At 72.3% G+C, this 16,379-nt stretch carries 14 protein-coding genes and 1 pseudogene; 7 read left to right on the top strand and 8 right to left on the bottom strand.

Going from position 1 to position 16,379, the window contains the following annotated elements; translation table 11 throughout:
* Positions 1 to 25: 25 nt before the first annotated feature.
* Together ACFQ9Z_RS29170 and ACFQ9Z_RS29165 are read right to left on the bottom strand one after the other, a co-directional pair.
* Positions 26 to 1,054 (bottom strand): methyltransferase, encoded by a 1,029-nt coding sequence (locus ACFQ9Z_RS29170; protein WP_383025331.1) that lies wholly within the window; start codon positions 1,052 to 1,054, stop codon positions 26 to 28.
* Positions 1,055 to 1,113: 59 nt separating this feature from the next.
* Entirely contained in the window at positions 1,114 to 2,289 is a 1,176-nt protein-coding gene (locus ACFQ9Z_RS29165; protein WP_383025328.1) for a nitrous oxide reductase family maturation protein NosD, read from the bottom strand.
* 280 nt (positions 2,290 to 2,569) lie between these two features.
* On the opposite strand from ACFQ9Z_RS29165, the gene ACFQ9Z_RS29160 reads away from it, so the two are divergent.
* The 3 genes from ACFQ9Z_RS29160 to ACFQ9Z_RS29150 are packed head-to-tail and all read left to right on the top strand — an operon-like array spanning position 2,570 to position 5,176.
* Positions 2,570 to 3,235, top strand: coding sequence for a rhomboid-like protein (locus ACFQ9Z_RS29160; protein ID WP_383025325.1), 666 nt, complete (start codon positions 2,570 to 2,572; stop codon positions 3,233 to 3,235).
* A 10-nt stretch (positions 3,236 to 3,245) separates the two neighbouring features.
* Positions 3,246 to 4,652 carry an NAD(P)/FAD-dependent oxidoreductase gene (locus ACFQ9Z_RS29155; protein ID WP_383025322.1) on the top strand — a complete coding sequence of 469 codons (1,407 nt, stop codon included), beginning with the start codon at positions 3,246 to 3,248 and terminating at the stop codon, positions 4,650 to 4,652.
* Between the two features lie 41 nt (positions 4,653 to 4,693).
* Positions 4,694 to 5,176, top strand: coding sequence for a GNAT family N-acetyltransferase (locus ACFQ9Z_RS29150; RefSeq protein WP_383025318.1), 483 nt, complete (start codon positions 4,694 to 4,696; stop codon positions 5,174 to 5,176).
* Here ACFQ9Z_RS29150 and ACFQ9Z_RS29145 read toward each other — a convergent pair.
* Positions 5,165 to 6,679 (bottom strand): DHA2 family efflux MFS transporter permease subunit, encoded by a 1,515-nt coding sequence (locus tag ACFQ9Z_RS29145; RefSeq protein ID WP_383025315.1) that lies wholly within the window; start codon positions 6,677 to 6,679, stop codon positions 5,165 to 5,167. The two genes, ACFQ9Z_RS29150 and ACFQ9Z_RS29145, sit on opposite strands and share 12 nt — an antisense overlap.
* 113 nt (positions 6,680 to 6,792) lie before the next feature.
* Between ACFQ9Z_RS29145 and ACFQ9Z_RS29140 the strand changes: the two genes are divergently transcribed.
* Positions 6,793 to 7,476, top strand: coding sequence for a pentapeptide repeat-containing protein (locus ACFQ9Z_RS29140; RefSeq protein ID WP_383025311.1), 684 nt, complete (start codon positions 6,793 to 6,795; stop codon positions 7,474 to 7,476).
* Positions 7,477 to 7,480: 4 nt separating this feature from the next.
* On the opposite strand, the gene ACFQ9Z_RS29135 is transcribed toward ACFQ9Z_RS29140, so the two are convergent.
* Positions 7,481 to 7,981, bottom strand: coding sequence for a hypothetical protein (locus ACFQ9Z_RS29135; protein ID WP_383025308.1), 501 nt, complete (start codon positions 7,979 to 7,981; stop codon positions 7,481 to 7,483).
* A gap of 71 nt (positions 7,982 to 8,052) precedes the next feature.
* On the opposite strand from ACFQ9Z_RS29135, the gene ACFQ9Z_RS29130 reads away from it, so the two are divergent.
* Positions 8,053 to 9,444 carry a M1 family metallopeptidase gene (locus tag ACFQ9Z_RS29130; protein ID WP_383025306.1) on the top strand — a complete coding sequence of 464 codons (1,392 nt, stop codon included), beginning with the start codon at positions 8,053 to 8,055 and terminating at the stop codon, positions 9,442 to 9,444.
* 47 nt (positions 9,445 to 9,491) lie between these two features.
* Here the strand turns inward: ACFQ9Z_RS29130 and ACFQ9Z_RS29125 are convergent, their stop codons facing one another.
* From ACFQ9Z_RS29125 to ACFQ9Z_RS29115, 3 genes and pseudogenes are all read right to left on the bottom strand, one after another.
* On the bottom strand, positions 9,492 to 11,048 hold the full coding sequence (locus ACFQ9Z_RS29125; protein WP_383025684.1) for a M4 family metallopeptidase: 1,557 nt from the start codon (positions 11,046 to 11,048) through the stop codon (positions 9,492 to 9,494).
* Positions 11,049 to 11,491: 443 nt separating this feature from the next.
* A pseudogene (locus ACFQ9Z_RS29120) lies at positions 11,492 to 12,471 on the bottom strand (GNAT family N-acetyltransferase).
* A gap of 118 nt (positions 12,472 to 12,589) precedes the next feature.
* Positions 12,590 to 13,165, bottom strand: a complete 576-nt coding sequence (locus tag ACFQ9Z_RS29115) for a TerD family protein (protein WP_143630963.1) — start codon at positions 13,163 to 13,165, stop codon at positions 12,590 to 12,592.
* A 171-nt stretch (positions 13,166 to 13,336) separates the two neighbouring features.
* Between ACFQ9Z_RS29115 and arfB the strand changes: the two genes are divergently transcribed.
* Entirely contained in the window at positions 13,337 to 13,774 is a 438-nt protein-coding gene (gene arfB / locus ACFQ9Z_RS29110; protein WP_383025302.1) for an alternative ribosome rescue aminoacyl-tRNA hydrolase ArfB, read from the top strand.
* A gap of 25 nt (positions 13,775 to 13,799) precedes the next feature.
* On the opposite strand, the gene ACFQ9Z_RS29105 is transcribed toward arfB, so the two are convergent.
* A complete protein-coding gene (locus ACFQ9Z_RS29105) occupies positions 13,800 to 14,381 on the bottom strand; it encodes a flavin reductase family protein (protein ID WP_383025299.1) in 582 nt (193 codons plus the stop codon).
* Positions 14,382 to 14,715: 334 nt separating this feature from the next.
* Here ACFQ9Z_RS29105 and cdgB point away from each other — a divergent pair, with 334 nt between their 5' ends.
* Positions 14,716 to 16,371 (top strand): diguanylate cyclase CdgB, encoded by a 1,656-nt coding sequence (gene cdgB, locus ACFQ9Z_RS29100; protein ID WP_383025296.1) that lies wholly within the window; start codon positions 14,716 to 14,718, stop codon positions 16,369 to 16,371.
* The last annotated feature ends 8 nt before the right edge of the window (positions 16,372 to 16,379 follow it).

Raw genomic sequence — 16,379 nt, 5'->3', positions numbered from 1 at the left:
GGTGGCCTGTGCCGGCGCGTCCGTGTCACGCGGGCACGAGGCAGTCGAAGGCGTGCAGGTAGGGGTTGACCGGACGGATGTCGCCCACCTTCAGGCCCGCCGAGGTCAGCCTGCTCACCATGGAGTCGGTGGTGTGCTTGGCCCCGCCGACGTTGAGGAGCAGCAGCAGGTCCATGGCGGTGCTGAAGCGCATCGAGGGGGTGTCGTCCACCAGGTTCTCGATGACGACGACCCGGGTGCCCGGGCCGCCCGCCTCGACGACGTTGCGCAGCGTGCGGGCCGTGCTCTCGTCGTCCCACTCCAGGATGTTCTTGATCACGTAGACGTCGGCCTGGACCGGGATCGCGTCCCGGACGTCGCCGGGCACGATCCGCGCGCGGTCGGCGAGGTCGCCGCCCTCGCGCAGCCGGGGCAGGGCGTTCTCGACCACCCGGGGCAGGTCGAGCAGGGTGCCGCGCATCGCCGGGTACTTGTCCAGCAGGCAGGCCACCACGTGTCCCTGGCCGCCGCCGACGTCCGCGACCGACTTGGCCCCGGACAGGTCCAGCAGGGCCGCGACCTCGCGCGCGGACTGCTCGCTGGAGCGGGTCATGGCGCGGTTGAAGACGTCCGCGGACTCCGGGGCGTCCTCGTTGAGGTAGGTGAAGAACTCCTTGCCGTACAGGCCCTCCACGACGTTGTCGCCGGTGCGCACGGCCTCGTCCAGCCTGGGCCAGGCGTCCCAGGTCCAGGGTTCGGTGCACCACAGGGCGATGGCGCGCAGGCTGTTGGGGTCGTCCTCGCGCAGCAGCCGGGACATGTCGGTGTGCGCGAAGGCGCCGTCCGGCCGCTCGTCGAAGACGCCGTAGCAGGACAGCGCCCGCAGCAGCCGGCGCAGGGGCTTGGGTTCGGTCTTGACCGCGGCGGCTAGCTCCTCGGCGGTCATCGGGGTGTCGTCGAGGGCGTCGGCGACACCCAGCCGGGCGGCGGCCCGGACGGCGGCGGCACAGGCCGCGCCGAACACGAGCTCGCGCAGCCGCATGGGAGGCGGTGGTGCTGTTTCAGCGGACGTCATCTGCCGCCCTCTCTCTTTCCTTGGCCTTCGTCGGTCCAGCAGTGGCAGCGCCCGTGCGGTCAGCACAGGCCCGCGGGCTTCGAGGCCCGGCAGGAGTTGCGCTCGAAGGCGTTGGTCCTGCCGGTCTCGGTGTTCACCAGGTCGGCGGGGGAGTTGTCCGAGAGCACGTTGCCGTCGACGCGGTTGCCGGTGCCGGCGACGCCCACCAAGCTCTTGAACAGCACGATGCCGCCGGACATCGAGGACTTGCCCGAGTTGCCGGTGACCCAGTTGCGGGACACCCGGGTCTGCTCGGTGCCGGTGAGGACGATGCCGGAGCCCTTCAGGGCGGGCAGCCGCTCGGTCTTCGCGCAGGACCTGTTGTTCGCGACGACCCGGTTGGCGGTGACGTCCAGGTGACCGGCCTTGGGCTTGTTCTCGTCGCCGACGACGAACACCCCGGCGCAGTTGCCGGAGACGTAGTTGCGCCCGACGGTCAGGTTCCGCAGCCGGCGCACGGTGACGCCGATCCGGTTGCCCTCCAGCCGGTTGTGCGCCACCAGGGTCTGCCTGGCGTCGTAGGCGCCGGCCTCCTCCTGGATGGTGTTGGCGAGGAACACGCCGGCGTCACCGTTGCCGTGCGCGTAGTTGTCCCGCAGCAGGCTGCGCACCGACCGTTCCTCGGCGATGCCCCACATGCCGTTGTCCGCGGCGTCCACCCCGCGCACGGTCAGGCCGTCGGTCGCCATGCCGAACACCCCGGTGCGGCTGAACTTGGTCACCTTCAGGTCGGCGACCGTGACGCCCACGACGTCCTTGGTCTTGGTGCCCAGGACACAGATGCCGTTGCCGCCCTCGGCGCAGCTCTTCGCGACCTTCTTGACGGACTTCCCGGAAGTCTTCTCAGAGGCCTTCCCCGTGGCCTTCTTCGAGGTCTTCGAGGTCTTCTTCGCGGCCTTCCCGGTGCTCGCCCCGGCGGGCTTCTTCCCGCCCTTCTTGGCGGCGGGCTCGACGACCGTCCCGGAACCCACGCCCCGCAGGGTCACGTAGGGGGTGTGGATCGTCACGCTCTCGTGGTAAGTGCCGGCGAGCACGAGAACGGTGTCGCCGGCCTTGGCCGCGTCGACCGCCTTCTGGATCGACTCGCCGGGGCGGACCACCAGGGTCGAGTGGGCGGCCACCGCGGGGGCCGCGCTGAAGGCGGTGCCGACGAGGGCGGCGGTGCACGCGAGATATGCGATGTGACATCTCTTCATACCGGGTACGGTATGGCCGGTTTATCCTTTAATGGCCGAATAGGCCGTCCGGCGGCGTGTCCGGCGAGGGGTGTCAGGCGAGGGACGGCCGGCGGACCGGAACCTGGAGCGCCGGCCGGTGGCCCGCGGCCGGCGGCGACCCGTTCCGCGCCGGGCGCCGCCCGCACCGTCACCCGGACGGCGCAGTCCGGGACGGGTACGGCACCGTGCCCGGCCGCCGGGGTGCCGTCGGCCGGACTCGCCGGGCGCCCGGGAAGCCCCGGCGACCATACTGGCGGTTGTGAACCGGGTCATCCGCGCACCGCGAGGGCTCCGGGCGGCCGCGGCCTACGTGCGCAGCGCCCCGGGCACCTACATCTGGCTGACGATCCTGTTCTTCACCACCGTGGCCCTGCACCACATGTCACCGGCGTTCGAGCAGGACTTCCTGCGGCAGCGCTCGACCAACATCCACGAGCTGTCGCGGAACCCCGTACGGGTGCTGATCACCAGCGCGATGTGGATCGACAGCGGACGCTGGCTGCCGTACGCCGTGCTGTACACCGTCTTCCACGCCCAGGCCGAGCGCTGGCTCGGCACCCTGCGCTGGCTCGCGGTGTGCGTCGCCGCGCACGTGCTCGCCACGCTGATCAGCGAGCTGGCCCTGCTCCGGGCTATCCACGACGGCCACGCCCCGCCCTCCGCCGTCAACACCCTGGACATCGGGGTGAGTTACGCGCTCGCCGGGGTGATGGCGGTGCTGACCTACCGGCTCGCGGCGCCCTGGCGTCACCTGTATCTCGCCTGCGTGCTCGTCTTCTACGGCGTGCCGCTGGTAGCGGGCCGCACCTTCACCGACTTCGGGCACTTCCTGTCCGTCCTGGTCGGTCTCGCGTGCCGGCCGCTGGTCGGGGGCCGCGGAAAAGCACGGAATCCGAAGGAGACACTGGCCGCTCCGAGGGGTTAACGTCCCGGCCATGAGCAGCTCGGCAACCAGTGTCGTCAACGGTGGGATCTCCTTCTGGTACGCGGACGACGGCCTCCCCGCGGTGCGGGAGCCGCTGCCCGGGGACGCCTCGGCCGACGTCGTCATCGTCGGCGGCGGCTTCACGGGACTGTGGACCGCCTACTACCTGAAGAAGGCCGCACCCTTCCTGCGGATCACCGTCCTGGAGCAGAAGTTCTGCGGGTACGGCGCCTCCGGCCGCAACGGCGGCTGGCTCTACAACGGGATCGCGGGCCGCGACCGGTACGCGAGGCTGCACGGCCACGAGGCCGCCGTACGCCTGCAGCGGGCCATGAACGACACCGTGGCCGAGGTGGTCGCCGTCGCCGGGGCGGAGGGCATCGACGCCGACGTGCACCAGGGCGGAGTGCTGGAAGTGGCGACCACCCCGGCCCAGTTGGCGCGGCTGCGGGCGTTCCACGAGCACGAGCTGACGTACGGCGAGAAGGACCGCGAGCTGTACGGGGCCCGGCAGACCGCCGAGCGGATCAGGGTGGCCGGCGCGGTGGGCTCGAGCTGGACCCCGCACGGCGCCCGGCTGCACCCGGTGAGGCTGGTCAAGGGGCTCGCGGCGGCCGTGGAGGCGCTGGGCGTGACCGTCCACGAGTCGACGCCGGTGACGGAGATCCGCCCGAAGCACGCCGTGACCCCGTACGGCACGGTCCGCGCGCCCTACGTGCTGCGCTGCACGGAGGGCTTCACCGCCTCCCTGAAGGGCCAGCGGCGGACCTGGCTGCCGATGAACTCCTCGATGATCGCCACCGAGCCGCTCACCGACGAGCAGTGGGCGGCGATCGGCTGGGACGGCCGGGAGACGCTCGGCGACATGGCGCACGCCTACATGTACGCCCAGCGCACCGCCGACGGCCGGATCGCGCTGGGCGGCCGCGGGGTGCCGTACCGCTTCGGCTCGCGGACCGACAACGACGGCCGCACCCAGGACGCGACGGTCGAGGCCCTGCGGGAGATCCTGACCCGCTTCTTCCCGGCCCTCGCGGGCGTGCGGGTCGCGCACGCCTGGTCCGGGGTGCTCGGCGTCCCGCGCGACTGGTGCGCCACCGTCACCCTGGACCGGGCCACCGGGCTCGGCTGGGCGGGCGGGTACGTCGGCTCGGGCGTCGCCACCGCCAATCTGGCCGCCCGCACCCTGCGCGACCTCGTGCGGCAGGACTCGGGGCAGTGCGGCCGGACCGAACTGACGGAGCTGCCCTGGGTGAACCACAAGGTCCGCAAGTGGGAACCGGAACCCTTGCGCTGGCTCGGCGTGCACGGCATGTACGCCACCTACCGCGCCGCCGACCGGCGCGAACTGCTGCACCCCGGCACCGGTTCCTCCCGGCTGGCCCGGGTGGCCGACCGGGTGGCGGGGCGGAGCTGAGGGGGTGACCGGGCCGGACGCACCCGGTTAGCCTCAGCCCCATGATTCGCACCGCGACCCCCGCCGACGTGCCCGTCATCCACGCCCTGATCCGTGAACTGGCCGAGTACGAGAAGGCCCCGCAGGAGGCACGGGCGACCGAGGAGCAGCTCCACGAGGCGCTCTTCGGAGAGCGGCCGGCGGCGTTCGCGCACCTGGCCGTGGACGACGGGAGCGGGGAGTGCGTCGGCTTCGCGCTGTGGTTCCTGAACTTCTCCACCTGGCGCGGTGTGCACGGCGTCTACCTGGAGGACCTGTTCGTCCGCCCGTCCGCCCGGGGCGGCGGCTACGGCCGGGCGCTGCTGACCGAGCTGGCGCGCATCTGCGTGCAGCGCGGCTACGAGCGCCTGGAGTGGTCGGTGCTCAACTGGAACAGCTCCGCGATCGGCTTCTACGAGGCCCTGGGCGCCCGCCCGCAGGACGAGTGGACGGTGTACCGGCTCACCGACGGGGCGCTGGCCGAGCTGGGCCGCTCAGCCGACTGACTCCGGCACCGGCGTCTCGGACCGGGCCCCGCGACCCGGGGCCCGGGCTGTCACCATCAGGCCCGCCACCAGGCCGGCCAGCAGCATCACGCCCGCCGCCCAGGCGATCGCGACCGTGTAGCCGTGCACCACGCCCGCCGGGACGACCGCGGCCCTGGTGGCCGGGCCGCGCAGACGGGCGGTGATGTAGGCGGCGCTGCTGGTGGTGGCGACGGTGTTGAGCAGGGCCGTGCCGATCGACCCGCCCACCTGCTGGGAGGTGTTGACGGTCGCCGAGGTGACCCCGGCGTCGCGCGGGGCCACTCCGGCGGTGGCGGTGGCGAACACCGGCATGAAGGTCAGGCCCATGCCGAGGCCCATCAGGAGCAGCGCGGGCAGGATCTCGCCGGTGTAGGAGGAGCCGACGGTCATCCGGGTCAGCAGCAGCAGTCCGGAGGCGGCCAGCAGCATGCCGGGCACCATGAGCATGCGCGGGGCCACCCGCTGCAGCAGCCGGGCCGATATCTGGGTGGAGCCGACGATGATCGCGGCGGTCAGCGGCAGGAAGGCCAGGCCCGCCCGGACCGGCGAGTAGCCGAGGATGACCTGCAGGTAGTAGGTCATGAACAGGAACAGCCCGAACATGCCGATGACCGCGAGCATCATGGTCAGGAAGCAGCCCGCGCGGTTGCGGTCCCTGACGATGTGCAGGGGGAGCAGCGGGCTCGGCGCCCGGGTCTGCCACCAGACGAACACCGCGAGCAGCACCGCGCCGGACGCGAACAGGGCGAGCACCAGCGGGTCGGTCCAGCCGCGCGGCTCCGCCTCGGCGAAGCCGTAGACGATCGCGACGAGCCCGCCGCAGCCGAGCACCGCACCGGGCAGGTCGAGACGGGCCTCGCGCCGGCCGGGGCGGTCGTGCAGCAGGGCGAAGGCGCCGAGCACCGCGACGGCGGCGATGGGCACGTTGACGTACAGGCACCAGCGCCAGTCCAGGTACTCGGTGAGCAGGCCGCCGACGATGAACCCGATCGCCGAGCCGCTGCCGGCCAGGGCGCCGTAGATGCCGAAGGCCTTGCCGCGCTCGCGCGGGTCGGTGAACGTCGTGGTCAGCAGGCTCAGCGCGGAGGGTGCGAGCAGGGCGGCGAAGACGCCCTGCAGGGCGCGGGCGCCGAAGAGCATGCCGGAGCTGTCGGCCGCGCCGCCCAGCGCCGAGGCGGCCGCGAAGCCGACGAGCCCGATCACGAAGGTGTGCTTGCGGCCCACGAGGTCGGCGATCCGGCCGCCGAGCAGCAGGAGCCCGCCGAAGGCCAGCGTGTAGGCGGTGATCACCCACTGCCGGTCGCCGTCGGACATGTGCAGTTCGCGCTGGGCCGAGGGCAGTGCGATGTTCACGATCGTCGCGTCCAGGACCACCATGAGCTGGGCGAGGGCGATGACGACCAGGCCCCACCAGCGGTGGGGATCGGCATGTCCGGCGACGGCGGGCGCCGGCGGGCCCTCACCCTTTCGGCGGGTATCCATCTGGTCAGAACACCATGAATCGGTGGGTGTCGCATCCGGGTGCGACAGGAGCCGCGCCGGCGGGGCGGTTCGCCCGGGGACCGGTTGTCAGTGGCGCGGTGCAGCATGGGGGCATGGCGAGCAGAGCGACGGGCGCGGACGGGACACGGGTGAAGGGCGCGCGGCGGCCGGAGGTGCGGCTGCCGCCCCTGGAGCCCTGGAGCGACGGCGCGCTGGCGCCGGACGGCGACTACGACGGCCTCGAGTTCCGGGCGGCCGACCTGAGCGGGCATGACGGCGCGGGCGCCCGCTTCATGGACTGCGCGCTCACCGCCTGCGCGGTGGACGAGGCGGTGCTGCGCCGCGCGCGTGTGCTGGACTCGGTCCTGAGCGGCCTGCGGGGCGTCGGCACGGACCTCGCCGAGGCCACCTTCCGGGACGTCGAGCTGCTCGACCCCCGGCTGGGCGGCACCCAGATGCACGGCGCCGTGCTGGAGCGGGTCGTGATCCGCGGCGGCAAGATCGACTTCCTCAACCTCCGCGAGGCCCGGCTCAGGGACGTCGTCTTCGAGAACTGCGTCCTGGTCGAGCCGGACTTCGCCGGGGCCCGCCTGGAGCGGGTGGAGTTCACCGGCTGCGCTCTGAAGGAGGCCGACTTCGGCGGCGCCACGCTGAAGGACGTCGACCTGCGCGGGGCCGCCCCGCTGGAGGTCGTCCGGGGCCTGGACCGGCTGGCGGGGGCGGTGATCAGCACCGGTCAGCTGCTGGACCTGGCCCCGCTGCTGGCCGGGGCGCTGGGCATCAGGGTGGCGGACTGAGGGCTCAGGACACGCGGGGGAAGCGGGCCTGCAGGGTCCAGATCGCCGGGTTCTCCGACAGGTCCTCGTGGAGATCGCTCAGGTCGGCGATCAGGTCGTGCAGGAAGTCGCGGGACTCCCGGCGCAGTTCGGCATGGGAGAAGGACAGCGGGGCCTCCTCGGCCGGCATCCAGTCGGCGTCGATGTCCACCCAGCCGAACCGGCGCTCGAACAGCATCCGGTCGGTGGACTCGGTGAAGTCCAGCTCCGCCCGCTGCGGCCGGGAGGCACGCGAGCCCATCGGGTCCCGGTCCAGCCGCTCCACGATGTCGCACAGCGCCCACGCGAAGTCCAGCACCGGCACCCACCCCCAGGCCGTGGACAGCTCCCGGTCCGACTTGGTGTCCGCCAGGTAGACGTCCCCGCAGAACAGGTCGTGCCGCAGCGCGCGGACGTCCGCGCGGCGGTAGTCGGTCTGCGGCGGGTCGGGGAAGCGGTTGGAGAGGGCGTAGCCGATGTCGAGCACGCAGGAGATGGTGTCACGCCCCGCCGCCGCGTCCCCGCTCCGGTGCGCGCCGCCGCCATAGGATCACTGACATGTCCAGATCCGCACGCCTTGTCCCGGCCGTCGCGGCCCTTCTGGCGCTCGCCCTCACCGGCACCGCCTGCGACGCGGGCGTCCGCGGCGCCCCGGGCGGCTCGGGCGTGCACGACCCGTACTTCCCGAGTGCGGGCAACGGCGGTTACGACGTCACCCACTACGCCCTCACCCTCGACTACGCGCCGGCCACCCGCAGGCTCACCGGCACGGCCGTGATCACCGCCCGCGCCATCCAGGACCTGACGGCCTTCGACCTCGACCTCGACGGGCTGGACGTCGGCTCGGTCACCGTCGACGGCAGGGACGCCCGCTGGAACCGCGCCGGCCAGGAACTGACCGTCCGCCCCCACGACGACCTCCGCGCGGGCCGGACCTTCACCGCCGCCGTCCGCTACTCCGGCGTCCCGCGGACCCTCACCGACTCCGACGGCTCCAGGGAGGGCTGGCTGCGCACCGCCGAGGGCGCGCTCGGCCTCGGCGAGCCGGTCGGCTCGATGGCCTGGTTCCCCGGCAACCACCACCCCTCGGACAAGGCGGCCTACGACATCGCCGTCACCGTCCCCGTGGGGCTGCAGGCCGTCTCCAACGGGGAGCTCGCCGGCCGGACCGGCAAGGGCGGCCGGACGACGTACTCCTGGCACACCGCCCAGCCGATGGCGAGCTATGTGGCCGTCGTCGCCGTCGGCCGCTACGACATCGGCCGCACCACCGGGCCGCACGGCCTGCCCGTCCTCACCGCCGTCGACCCGCAGCAGGCGAAGGCGAGCAAGGGCGTCCTGGCGAAGATCCCGGAGATCCTCGGCTGGGAGGAGCCCAACTTCGGGCCGTACCCCTTCTCCTCCGCCGGCGCGATCGTCAACCGCCCGGGGGACGTCCAGTACGCCCTGGAGACCCAGACCCGCCCCGTCTTCCCCGGCGCCCCCGACACCGGCACGCTCGTCCACGAACTCGCCCACCAGTGGTACGGCGACTCGGTCACCCCGCTGAGCTGGCGGGACATGTGGCTCAACGAGGGTTTCGCGACGTACGCGGAGTGGCTGTACCAGGAGGACCACGGCGGCAAGAGCGCCCAGCAGGCCTTCGCCGACCTGTACGAGAGCCACGACGACTCCCTGTGGGCCTTCCCGCCGGCGAGGCCGGCCGACGCCGCGCACATCTCCGGCAGACCGGTCTACGAGCGCGGCGCGATGGTCCTGCAGAAGATCCGCCGGAAGGTCGGCGACGCCGCCTTCCACGACATCCTGCGGGGCTGGGCCGCCGCCCACCGCCACGGCACCGCCGACACCGCGCAGTTCACCGCGTTCGTGGAGAAGAGGGCCCCGGACAAGGACTTCGGCGAGATCTGGAAGGACTGGCTCTACGGAGACGGCAGGCCGGACCGCCCGTGACGGACGGCCCGGCCTGCCGGGAACGCGCTCAAGCGGGACCGGCGGGACTAGTTGACGTTGACCGCCTTCCAGGCCGCCGCCACCGCGTTGTACTCCGCGCTGCCCGAGCCGTACAGGGCGGCCGCGGCCTGCAGGGTGCCGGTGCGGGCGCCCGCGTAGTTGGTGGTCGAGGTGAAGTACGTGCTCAGGGCCTTGTACCAGATCTGGATCGCCTTGTCGCGGCCGATGCCGGTGACCGTGGAGCCGTCGTACGTCGGGGAGTTGTAGGACACCCCGTTGACCGTCTTCGCGCCGCTGCCCTCGGACAGCAGGTAGAAGAAGTGGTTGGCGACACCGGACGAGTAGTGCACGTCCAGACGGCCGACGGACTTCGACCAGTAGTCGGCGGAGCCGCCGTCCTTGCTGGGCTTGTCCATGTAGCGCAGCGGGGTGCCGTTGCCGTTGATGTCGATCTTCTCGCCGATGAGGTAGTCACCGGGGTCGGAGGAGTTGTTCGCGAAGAACTCCACCGCGGTGCCCATGATGTCGCTGGTGGCCTCGTTCAGACCGCCGGACTCGCCCCGGTAGTTGAGCTTCGCGGTGGCCGCGGTCAGCCCGTGGCTCATCTCGTGGCCGGCCACGTCCAGCGAGGTCAGCGGGTCCGCGTTGCCGGAGCCGTCGCCGTACGTCATGCAGAAGCAGCTGTCGTCCCAGAAGGCGTTGGCGTAGGCGTTGCCGTAGTGGACGCGGGAGTAGGCGGCCTTGCCGTCGCCCGCGATGCCGTTGCGGTTGAAGGCGGACTTGTAGAAGTCCCACGTGGCGGCGGCGCCGTAGGCGGCGTCCACGGCGGCGGTCTGGCGGTTGGAGACGGTGCCGTTGCCCCAGACGTCGTCGGCGTCGTGGAACAGGGTGCCGGTGCCGGTGGTGCCGCCGTTCAGGTCGTAGGTCTTGTGGCCGCCGCGGCCGCCGTCGATCAGGTCGTAGCCGCCGGAGGCGGAGGCGGTGGTGCCGATGGTGACCGTGCCGCTGTACTGGCTGGTGCCCGTGCCGGTCTCGATCGCCTCGTAGGAGTAGATCTTCTTGCCGGTCCGCGCGTCGGTGACGACGTGCAGCTCGCTCGGGGTGCCGTCGTGCTGGACGCCCTTGACCACGGACTCGTAGGCGAGTACCGGCTTGGCGCCGGCGGCCCAGACCACCTTGCGGGAGGACGAGGCGGTGGCCTTCGCGGTGCCCGCGGCCTTGAGGGCGGTCCTCTTCGCGCTGGTGGCGGAGACGGCGGCCGTGGTGGTCGGCACGGATATGCGGGCCTTCGCCGCCTTGCTGACGCCCTTCAGGGAGCCGTTCTTCGCCACGTGGGTGACCAGGTCGCCGCCGAGCACGGGAAGACCCGCGTAGGTGCGCTCGTAGCGGGTGTGGACGGTGCCGTCCGCGTCCTTGACGACGTCCCGGACGATCAGCTTCTCCTTGGCTCCCAGCCCGAGTTCCCGGGCCGTGGCGCCGGCGTGCCGCTGGGCCGTGCCGATGGCGGCGGCGCGGGCCGGTGCGCTGAGCGGGACGGCCAGGGCGCCGGGGGTGTGCGTGGGGGCGGCGGTGGCGGAGCCGTTCTGCAGCGCGAGGACGACCATCGCCGCCGAGCCGGCCAGTGCGACGGCGCGCACGGCGGTCCTGCGGGGGGCGCGGGGGTGCTGTGTCACTCGATCTCCTTCTGGCTGGCCTCCGGCGGGGCCGGAGACACAGTTGGGGCACAGGGGATGCACAAGCTGCGGCGGGTGCGGAGAGAGTGACACCGTTAACGCTCTGTTTGACAGAGCACCGACAAAACTTTACGTGTTCATTTCCGAATGCCGTGCCCCGGAAACCGTTATCCGGACATCTGCCGAGTACTCAACTGGTCACTCGCACAGCGGATTTGAGGCCCCCGGCGTCACACCTGGCTTCCCGGCGCCCCCACCGGATCCGGTCGGCGTCCTCGCGCCGCCGGCGGACCCGGTCGGCGAGCCGTGCCGAGCCCACGCCGGCCGCGGCGCCGAGCCCCGTGGCGGCCGGGGGCGTCCGGACCGCCGCGCCCTCAGCCCTCCCACTCGTCGAGCAGCCGGGCGAGGCCGGGCGGCCGGACCGGCTCCGGCTCCTCGGCCAGTTCCCGCCGGCTCCACCAGCGCCAGGTGAGGATGCCGTCGGCGGCGTGCGCGGCGGCGAGGCCGGGGCCGGCCGGTTCGCGGTGCGGGCCGTGGGTGACGTAGACGCGCTCGTGCTGGTGGACGGGCACGCCCATGGGGGTCCCCCCGCTGGGGCGAAGTCGAGAGTGGGGGAGCGGGAAGTCGTGTTCCCAGGTGCACAGCAGCGGGCCCGGCGACAGGTCGGTCCAGTCGGTCTCCTCGGCCAGTTCCCGCACGGCGCCCTCGCGGGGGGTCTCGCCCGGCTCCAGGCCGCCTCCGGGCGGCGCCCAGCGGACGCCGACCTCGACGTCGTCGTACCGGAAGAGCAGCACCGCGCCGTCCGGGTCCACCACGGCGACCCGGGCGCCTACCGCGGGGTCCGCAGCACCTTGCGCAGTACGGCGCAGGGGCGGTTGAGGGCGTGGTCGGTGCGGTGGTCGACGATCTCGTAGCCGAGTGCGGTCCAGAAGGCCAGCGCGCGGGTGTTGCCCTCCAGGACGGCCAGGCGCACGGCCCGGCGGCCGGCGGTCCGGAAGCGCTCCTCGACCTCCGCGACGGCCCGGCGGCCGTACCCCTTGCCCTGCTCGGCCCCGCTCACCATCAGCAGCCCGATCCACGGATCGGGTTCGGCCGGGTCGGGATGGCGGGCCAGCGTGATAACGACCGCGACCAGGCGCCCCTCGGACCGGGCCAGCAGCACCTCGGCGCCCGGCTGGGCCAGCTCGTCGGCCAGGGCCGCCGCCACCTGCTCGGCCCGGATGTCGTCCGGGTCGGGGAACTCGCCGCTGAGCGCGTGGAACTCGCGGTTGGAGGCGTGAAGCGCCGTCAGTTCGGTGAGCAGCGGAGCCGGGAGGTCACGGTCGGCGCCGATGACGAGAGGTTCGAAGATCACGCGGGCAACGTATCGCGCGGCGTGCCGGCGCCTCGGCCGGATTTCCGCGCGCCCCCGGGGGAGCCCGGGAAGGCCCCCGCCCCGAGGGGCCGGGGGCTCCCGCTCCACGCGGTGCGCGTCAGACGTTCACACCGAAGTCCTGGGCGATGCCCACCAGGCCCGAGGCGTAACCCTGGCCCACCGCGCGGAACTTCCACTCCGCGCCGTTGCGGTACAGCTCGCCGAAGACCATGGCCGTCTCGGTGGCGGCGTCCTCGGAGAGGTCGTAGCGGGCGATCTCGGCGCCGCCGGCCTGGTTGACGATGCGGATGTAGGCGTTGCGGACCTGGCCGAAGTTCTGGCCGCGGTTCTCGGCGTCGTAGATGGAGACCGGGAAGACGATCTTGTCGACGTCGGCCGGGAGGGCGGCCAGGTTGACGTTGATCGCCTCGTCGTCGCCCTCGCCCTCGCCGGTGCGGTTGTCACCGGTGTGGACGATCGAGCTGTCCGGCGTCTGCTTGTTGTTGAAGAAGACGAAGTGGGCGTCCGAGTAGACCTTGCCCTGCGCGTTGACCGCGATGGCGGAGGCGTCCAGGTCGAAGTCCGTGCCGGTGGTGGTGCGGACGTCCCAGCCGAGGCCCACGGTGACGGCGGTCAGGCCCGGAGCCTCCTTGGTGAGCGAGACGTTGCCACCCTTGGACAGGCTTACAGCCATGATTGGGAGTCCCTTCCCTAGTTATTCGTGCGCATCTGTGCCGACGAAGCTACCGTCACCCGGGAGAACGTCGAGGGGTGTCCCGGTGGTTCCGGATCCCTTTACCTTTTTTACCCATGTGGCCGTCAGCCGGTGAAAACCGGGTGACGTGGGACGGGCCGGGCCGGGAACATGGGAGGCATGTCCGGTCCCCATGTCATCCGCGGTTCGGTCTCGCTGCCCGAGGCCGAGCTGATGTGGCGTTTCTCCAGGTCCTCGGGGCCGGGCGGGCAGCACGTCAACACCAGCGACTCGCAGGTCGAGCTGCGCTTCGACCTCGCGCGCACCGAGGCACTGCCGGCGGTGTGGAAGGAGCGGGCGCTGCACCGGCTGGCCGGGCGGCTGGTCGACGGGGTGGTCGTCGTCCGGTCCTCCGAGCACCGCTCCCAGTGGCGCAACCGCGAGGCCGCCGCCGTGCGCCTCGCCGCCCTGCTCGCCGAGGCCACCGCACCCCCGCCCAGGCCCCGCCGCCCCACCCGCGTCCCCCGCGGCATCAACGAGCGCAGGCTGCGCGAGAAGAAGCAGCGCTCGGAGAGGAAGCGCGGCCGCTCCGGGCGGGACTGGGGTTAGCCGGGAGCCCGGCCGCGGCGGCCGGTCAGCCCAACTGGCGGTAGCGGCCGCGGAAGTACATCAGCGGGCCGCCCTCGGCGCCCGGCACCCGCGCGGACAGCACGCGGCCGATGACGAGGGTGTGGTCGCCCGCCGCCACTCGCTGCTCGGTGCGGCACTCCAGGGTGGCCAGCGCGCCGCCCATCAGCGGGGCGCCGGTGATCTCGCCGCGCACCCGGGGCAGGTCCTGGAAGAGCAGCCGGTCGCTGATGCGGCCCTTCATTGCGAAGCGCCCCGCGATGTGGCGCTGGCTCTCGGCGAGCACCGAGACCGCCCACAGCGGCTGTTCGTCCAGCAGGTCGTCCATGCGCGAGCCCTCGCGCAGGCTGACCATCACCAGCGGCGGGTCCAGCGAGACGGACATGAAGGCGGTTGCGGTCATGCCGACGTCCTCGCCGCCCGGCGCGTCCGGGTCGTCGGGGTCCAGCGGCGGTTCCTGTGCGGTCACCAGGACCACGGCCGCGGCCAGCCGGGACATGGCGGCCCGGAACTCGTCGTTGCTCACCCCCTCAGCATGCCCGGAAGCGGCTGTGGCGGTGGTGGAGGAGGTGTTCAGCACACCCTGCACGCTAATCGCCGCGCCGGACGCGCCGCATCGGGCCCTGGCCCGAGCCGGGTCCTAGGACCGGGGGACCACGACGTGACGGTTCGTGCATCATGTGCACACGAAGACAAAGTTTGCGTTCAGGAAACGCACAGGGAAAACGCAGAAACTCCACTCAATTGTTCACGTTCCCCTGTGACTTGAGTCACATGGGGCAGATATTGTTGACCCTGTGTACCGAGTGGGCAGCGCGCTGTGATTCAGTGGCTGAAGACCACTGAGAGACGACGGGACGCACGGTAGGGAAGCGCCAGAGACAGCCCTTGACGCGCTGCGAGGTCTCGGGGGGAGGGCGAGCATGGAGACCGAGTCGGAGCCGTATGTCCGCCTTGCGTCCCTGCGGCAGCTTCACCAGGTCATGGCCGACATGAACACGGCGCGCAGCCTGGCGGACACCCTGCAGACCGTCGCCGACGGCGCCGTGGGCGCTCTCGGGTACGAGCTGGCGTGCGTGAACCTGGTGCGGCCCGACGGGGACCTCGTCGTCGCCGCCTTCTCCGGCAACTCCGCCGCCGAGTCCCTGATCACCGGCCGGGTCGGCTCCCGGGACTCCTGGGAACGGCGCCTTGCCATGGGCGAGCAGTGGGGCGACCTGGTGTTCATACCCCACACCGAGGGCTGGGTGCTGGACGACGACGACGTCCCGCAGTGGTACACCGACGGCCCCGCCCCCCGCTTCGAGGACGAGTGGCACCCCGCCGACCGCCTCTTCGCCCCGATGTACACGCCCGGGGCACAGGGCAACTCCTCCGGCGAGCTGCTCGGCGTCATATCCGTCGACCGGCCGCGCAACGGCCGGCACCCCGGCGCCTGGGGCCGCGAGGCCCTGCAGATGTACGCCTTCCAGGCCGCCATCGCGATCAGCAACGCGCGCCTGCGGTCCAACATGCAGCGCGCCCTGGTCCGCCTGGAGCGCGAGCAGCAGGCGCTCAGGGCCAGCGAGGAGAGCTTCCGGCAGGCCTTCGAGTACGCGCCCTCCGGCATGGCCATCGCCGAGATGGGCGGCGATCAGCACGGCCGCATCCTGCGCACCAACGACGCCCTGTGCCGTCTGCTCGGCCGTCCCGCCTCCGCGATGCGCCGGTACTCCTTCTCCGACCTGGTCCACCCCGAGGACATCGGCACCCTGCTGCGGACGTCCGCCGAGGGCGGCCGGGCCGAGCTGCGCCTGGGTCGCCGCGACGGCAGCTACGTCTGGGTGAGCCTGCGCAACAGCGTCGTCGCCGACGCCGCCGACGGGCCCCGCTTCCTGCTGACCCACGTCGAGGACATCGAGGAGCGCAAGCGCCGGGAGCTGCAGCTCGCCCACCGCGCCTCCCACGACTCCCTGACCGGCCTGCCGAACTCCGCCGAGCTGCGCTCCAGGCTCTCCGCGCGCCTGTGTCACCGGCCGGCCCACGCCGGCGCGCTGGAGTCCCTGGACGCGGCCTACGGCCACCCCGCCTTCGACGCCCCGCCCGGGCACGGATTCGACTTCGCGCAGGGCGCCGAGGCGTTCGAGGGCTACGACCACCACGTCCACACCGTCGCCCCGGAGGGCGGCCACGACGACGGCGCCAAGGGGCTCGCGGTCCTCTTCTGCGACCTGGACGGCTTCAAGTCGATCAACGACAGGTTCGGCCACAACGCGGGCGACGCGGTGCTCATCGAGGTCGCCCGGCGGCTGACCCACGGGGTGCGCGACGGGGACACGGTCGCCCGGCTCGGCGGCGACGAGTTCGTGATCCTCGCCGACGGTCTCGGCAAGGCCGACGCCCAGGACCTCGCCGTGCGCCTGCGCAACGAGATCATCCAGCCCATCCGCGCCGAGGGCCGGGCGGTCCGGGTGGGCGCGAGCTTCGGCATCGGCTGGGCGCACTGCGGGATGACCGCGGACGAAGTGCTGAAGTCCGCCGACGAGCGGATGTACATAGAGAAACGATCTCGTCCCAAACAGCACCGGCGTGCCGGATGAATCGCAGG

This window comes from Streptomyces sp. NPDC056580, from assembly GCF_042793175.1.
Classification (GTDB): domain Bacteria; phylum Actinomycetota; class Actinomycetes; order Streptomycetales; family Streptomycetaceae; genus Streptomyces.
Note: the sequence above shows the minus strand (reverse complement) of the source record. Positions and strands in the feature narration are given on the sequence as shown.

What these genes read in the sequence shown, in the direction of transcription:
- ACFQ9Z_RS29165 (WP_383025328.1), bottom strand. Translation starts at nt 2,289, where the DNA reads ATGAAGAGATGTCACATCGCATATCTCGCGTGCACCGCCGCCCTCGTC.
- ACFQ9Z_RS29150 (WP_383025318.1), top strand. Translation starts at nt 4,694, where the DNA reads ATGATTCGCACCGCGACCCCCGCCGACGTGCCCGTCATCCACGCCCTG.
- ACFQ9Z_RS29130 (WP_383025306.1), top strand. Translation starts at nt 8,053, where the DNA reads ATGTCCAGATCCGCACGCCTTGTCCCGGCCGTCGCGGCCCTTCTGGCG.
- ACFQ9Z_RS29170 (WP_383025331.1), bottom strand. Translation starts at nt 1,054, where the DNA reads ATGACGTCCGCTGAAACAGCACCACCGCCTCCCATGCGGCTGCGCGAG.
- arfB (WP_383025302.1), top strand. Translation starts at nt 13,337, where the DNA reads ATGGGAGGCATGTCCGGTCCCCATGTCATCCGCGGTTCGGTCTCGCTG.
- ACFQ9Z_RS29140 (WP_383025311.1), top strand. Translation starts at nt 6,793, where the DNA reads ATGGCGAGCAGAGCGACGGGCGCGGACGGGACACGGGTGAAGGGCGCG.
- ACFQ9Z_RS29115 (WP_143630963.1), bottom strand. Translation starts at nt 13,165, where the DNA reads ATGGCTGTAAGCCTGTCCAAGGGTGGCAACGTCTCGCTCACCAAGGAG.
- cdgB (WP_383025296.1), top strand. Translation starts at nt 14,716, where the DNA reads ATGGAGACCGAGTCGGAGCCGTATGTCCGCCTTGCGTCCCTGCGGCAG.
- ACFQ9Z_RS29145 (WP_383025315.1), bottom strand. Translation starts at nt 6,679, where the DNA reads ATGGATACCCGCCGAAAGGGTGAGGGCCCGCCGGCGCCCGCCGTCGCC.
- ACFQ9Z_RS29155 (WP_383025322.1), top strand. Translation starts at nt 3,246, where the DNA reads ATGAGCAGCTCGGCAACCAGTGTCGTCAACGGTGGGATCTCCTTCTGG.
- ACFQ9Z_RS29125 (WP_383025684.1), bottom strand. Translation starts at nt 11,048, where the DNA reads ATGGTCGTCCTCGCGCTGCAGAACGGCTCCGCCACCGCCGCCCCCACG.